Source organism: Prosthecobacter sp. (genome assembly GCF_044373815.1).
Taxonomy (GTDB): Bacteria; Verrucomicrobiota; Verrucomicrobiia; order Verrucomicrobiales; family Verrucomicrobiaceae; genus Prosthecobacter.
Genome location: NZ_JBIPNG010000539.1, coordinates 1 through 4,173, shown reverse-complemented (window position 1 = coordinate 4,173; position 4,173 = coordinate 1). Strand labels below are relative to the sequence as shown.

The following is a 4,173-nucleotide window of genomic DNA, read 5'->3' as shown; positions in this document are numbered from 1 at the left end:
CGCCAACTCACTGGCTCGCGATTTGTCCCAAACGGAGGTGTGGAGAGTCCATGTCTTTGCTGGGCGTCACCGTGGGTCTGTTTGGGAATCATGAGTTCTGGCGGCGCGCTCGCCGACGGGCAGGAGTGCCCATCGTACTTATGAGCTATTTCTTCTTCGCCGCTTTCTTTGCAGCGGCCTTCTTTGCCGGAGCTTTTTTGGCAGCCACTTTTTTCACCGCAGCTTTCTTGGCAGCCTTGGGTTTTGGCGCTTTCGGCTCCGGTGGCGGTGCAGGGGGCTCAAGGTTCAGCGCCATTTCCGGGGCGTCTCCCCAGAGTTCTTCAAGGGCGTAAAACTCGCGCTTCTCCGGCGTGAGGATGTGAACCATGACGCTGCCGTAAACGAGGATAATCCACTGGCTCTCAAAATTGCCGTCTTTGACGTCAGGTGGTGTGGCATGCTCATCCTTCATGCGCTCGACGATTTCGTCGCGCACGGCACGCAGCTGAGGCGTGGACATGGCCGTGACGAGCACGAAGTAGTCGGAGATGGGCGAGAGTCCGCGCAGGTCCAGAATGCGGATGTTCTCCGCTTTTTTGTCATCGGCGTAAAGGGCGCAGGCGCGGGCGATTTCGAGGTCTTCCATGGTTGTGTAGTATCTAACGCACAGCCATAAGCACTGATTTGAGTCTTTTGACAGAACTTTTACGTTCCCATCCTGCAGTGTTGGCGCAAGCCTCCCCTCATATGCCACTCTCCCGGCACCATTAATTCACACTTCTGCCTCCTTTCCGCCTGCATTTGCTAGGTCACCTCGCAGGCCAGCCCAAGTGCTCATTGGCGGCGTGGGCTACGCTGGCGCGGTCAGGGATAAAGCAGGAAGCGCTGCCGCTGGGAGCGGAAGCTCTGGTTATGCCCCTGCCAGCGCGCCACAATGCTGTTGGCGGGGACGCCGCGGCGCAGGTCGGAGTAAAGGGATTCACTGCCGTAAACCTTGTTGAAGAGGTTCAGTTTGGAGCCGCCCATGCGGCCAATCACCTTGCCGCCTGAGAGACGGTTGATTTCAGCGAGGAGAAGCACATCGAGTGCGGTGATGTCTGCGGTGGCACGTGGCGAGATGTTGATGCGGACACCACCAAAGCCGTCCTTGGAATACGGTGAAAAACTGACGCCCGGGGTGTTGAGCCGCTGGCAATAGGCATAGAGAGCCTGCGGATTCACGCCGCTGCCACCGGCGTAGCCAAAGGGGTTCTCGGTGCCGATGCCGATATCCACAGAAGTGGCGCCCCCGAGGATGCCGGTGGCGACGTAGTAGAAGGGGGAGGTGGCGTGCGGGATGTTGGGCGAGGTTTGATACCAATGCAGCCCGGTGTCCTGCCAGACCATGCCCCGGTTCCACCCCTGCATCTTGACCACATTCAGGCGTGGTGTGTGGGCCATCCAGCCTCGTGCGCCCGCCATCATGGCGAGTTCACCCGCAGTCATGCCATGCACGTAAGGGACGGGGATCTGGCCGACGAAGGATTTCCATTTGGATTCCAACGGCGGTCCTTCCACGCGCCATCCACCGAGGGGATTCGGACGGTCGAGCACCACGAACTGCTTGCCGCATTCGGCTGCGGCCTCCATGGCCACGATCATGGTGCTGATGTAGGTGTAGCTGCGGCAGCCGATGTCCTGCAAATCAAACACCAGCACATCAATGGGGGCGAGCATCGCCGGAGTAGGCTTGCGAGTGGGTCCGTAAAGCGAATAAACGATGAGTCCGGTCACGCTGTCGCGCCGAGTGCTGACGTGAACGCCGGCGCCGATGGTGCCGTCGATGCCATGCTCCGGCGCATACAACGCGACGAGATTCCGTCCCAGTGCACGCTGCATGGCGGTGCGAGTGCGCTCACCACGGCCAGTCATGCTCGTTTGGTTCGTGATGAGGCCGACCCGCTTGCCCTGAATGAGATCAAAGTTGCGTGAAGCCAGCACATCAATGCCGAGCATGAACGGCCCTGCCAGAGCCGCCTGTGGCTGATACGCCTGCTGCGGTGCAGGCAGCTCGCACGAGGCTAGAATGAGCGCTGCGAAGGCAGCCGTGGTCCGAAGAAAAGCGCGTGGGAAAACCATGCGCAGTCATAAAGGCGAATGCCGCACGCAGCAACGTCACGGATCAGCGAAATCCTGGGTGCGGCTCACTTGCTGACCTGGGCAGTGGAGGCGGCTGGGGTGTCGAGCTGCAGCAGGCGTTTGGATTCCTCCAGCGCGAACTTGGCGTCCTTGAAGGGTTCCCAGCTGATGTCCTGCCAGCGCTGCTTGCCCTGGGTGTCGATGAGGATGGTGGCGTGCAGGTTTTCGTTTTCGAAGTCGTCGTGGGCGCGGACCTTTTTGAAGGCAGCAAGGCTGCTGTCGCTCAGGATGGGGAAGGGGAGGGGCTGGCCGGTTTTGAGATTGAGCTTGGCGCGAATGCCTTCGGCCACCTGCGGTGTTTCGAGCGTGACGGCCACGAGTTGAATGCCCGCCTTCTCAAAGTCGGAGGTGGCTTTTGCGAAGGCCTGGATCTGCTCGACGCAATGCCCGCAATCATGACCGAGGTAGAAAAGGAAGAGGGTGGGTTTTTTCGCGGTGAAGTCGGTGCTTTTCACAGACTTGCCCTCAAGCGTCAGGGCTTCAAAAACCGGAGCCTTGGGGGCGCTCCAGTGGACAGGGCCGAGCGAGGCGATCTCAGGGCGGACGCCGCTGTCTGTGCGCTTGGGGGTGGCGGCTGGCCAGTCGCCCTGGATGCCGAAAGTTTTGGCGAGGGTGTCGAGGCGCTTGGCGATGGGCAGATCGCGATCCATGGCGAAGGCCAGCTTGCGGGTTTCCTCGAAGGCTTTTTTAGCCTCTTCGGTTTTTCCGCAGGCCTGCAGGACCTCCGTTTTGATAGCGAGGCTGACGAGATCCTGCGTGAAGTTCTTGGTGAGTTCGGCCGCCTGGACTTTGTCGTCGAATTTGAGCCAGTAGCGGGCGAGACGTTCCTTGGGGATTTCGAGCACTTTGAGGTCTGAAAGCATCTTGTGAGTTTCGGCACGGCGGACGGAACCATCCTTGGTGCCGAGGGCGACCAGCGCCTTGAGTTCGGCGATGGCGTTGGCTTTGCTCTTCACCTCGGGTTTTGGGGTTTTCTTCGCCTTGGTGTCCGGGGAGGCTTCTTTGATGTCTGATTTTTTCGATTCGGCAGCCGTTTTGCCGTCCTCCGTCTTTGCGGTCTTGGCAGGGATGACGAGGGCTTCGAGATCCTTCAATGCAGCGGCTAGGGCGGGAGAGTCGCCAAGTTGAAAACTGGCGAGGCCAAGCGCATGGAGACGCGTGATGTCATGTGTGACCTGGCCTGCGGGAACCTGCGTGAAGGCTTTGACTTCATTCCAGTTTTCCCACTTGAGAAGGGTTTCGATCAAGCGGGTGCGGCCGTAACTGGCGGACGTGGAGGGCTTGTCGAGGTAGTTGTAGGTGGGGTGGCGAGGAATGGCGATGAGGCTGCGGGCCAGCGCGGCGGCGTCTTTGGCGCGGCCGAGGTCGTTGAAAGTGCGGGTGAGCCATTCTTCGTTGTGCGCGTAATTGTGGATCTGATCCGGCAAAATGTAGGTGCGGATCATGTAGGCGTGATCGACTCGGGTGCTGGCCTCCTGCTGCCATGCGGCGTCGTCGGGACGCTTCAATTTGGAGAACGTGTGACCGGGCATGTGCCACATGTGGGCGATGCCCGGGGCCGCCTGCCCGCACAGTGCACCGGACTTGAGGGCAAAGATGGGTTTGGTCTGATCCCACAAATGGATGCGGTAGTGGTGCGCGGGATGATTCGGCACGGCGGCAAAGATTTGATCCAGCAGGGCATCAACGGCCAGGAGGCTGGACATGGGGGCTTCATCACGGGAGAACCAGATGCGCCAGACGAGGAAGGCCTTGGCTTCGATGTCCTTGGGGTTGTCCTGCACCAGCGTTTCGAAGTCCTTGATGCAGTCGAGGCTCTTCTGCTTTTTGTCGCGCTTGTCGGGGTCGCGGTAGAGATTTTCGAGGGTGGAGATCCACTTCTGCTCACGCGGCGTGGCCTTGGCTTTGAGCGGGGTGGCTTTCTTGATGAAGGCTTTGGCGCGTTTCTCATTGTTCACGTTGGCCATGCTCATGCCCCAGTAGGCCATGGCACATTCGGGGTCGATGGCGGCCACC

Annotated in this window: 3 protein-coding genes; all 3 read right to left on the bottom strand. The window is 60.0% G+C overall.

From position 1 onward, the window contains the following. Positions 1–145 precede the first annotated feature (145 nt). Positions 146–625, bottom strand: a complete 480-nt coding sequence (gene rsfS, locus ACIREA_RS27785) for a ribosome silencing factor (protein ID WP_397385577.1) — start codon at positions 623–625, stop codon at positions 146–148. Positions 626–843: 218 nt separating this feature from the next. Then, complete coding sequence (locus ACIREA_RS27780; RefSeq protein WP_397385576.1) at positions 844–2,097, bottom strand: exo-beta-N-acetylmuramidase NamZ domain-containing protein; 1,254 nt, start codon at positions 2,095–2,097, stop codon at positions 844–846. A 65-nt stretch (positions 2,098–2,162) separates the two neighbouring features. Beyond that, positions 2,163–4,173, bottom strand: a 2,011-nt coding sequence (locus ACIREA_RS27775) for a redoxin domain-containing protein (RefSeq protein WP_397385575.1), incomplete at its 5' end; no start/stop codon positions are given.

Excerpts from the sequence above, each read along its gene's own strand:
- ACIREA_RS27780 (WP_397385576.1), bottom strand. The coding sequence starts at position 2,097 with ATGGTTTTCCCACGCGCTTTTCTTCGGACCACGGCTGCCTTCGCAGCG.
- rsfS (WP_397385577.1), bottom strand. The coding sequence starts at position 625 with ATGGAAGACCTCGAAATCGCCCGCGCCTGCGCCCTTTACGCCGATGAC.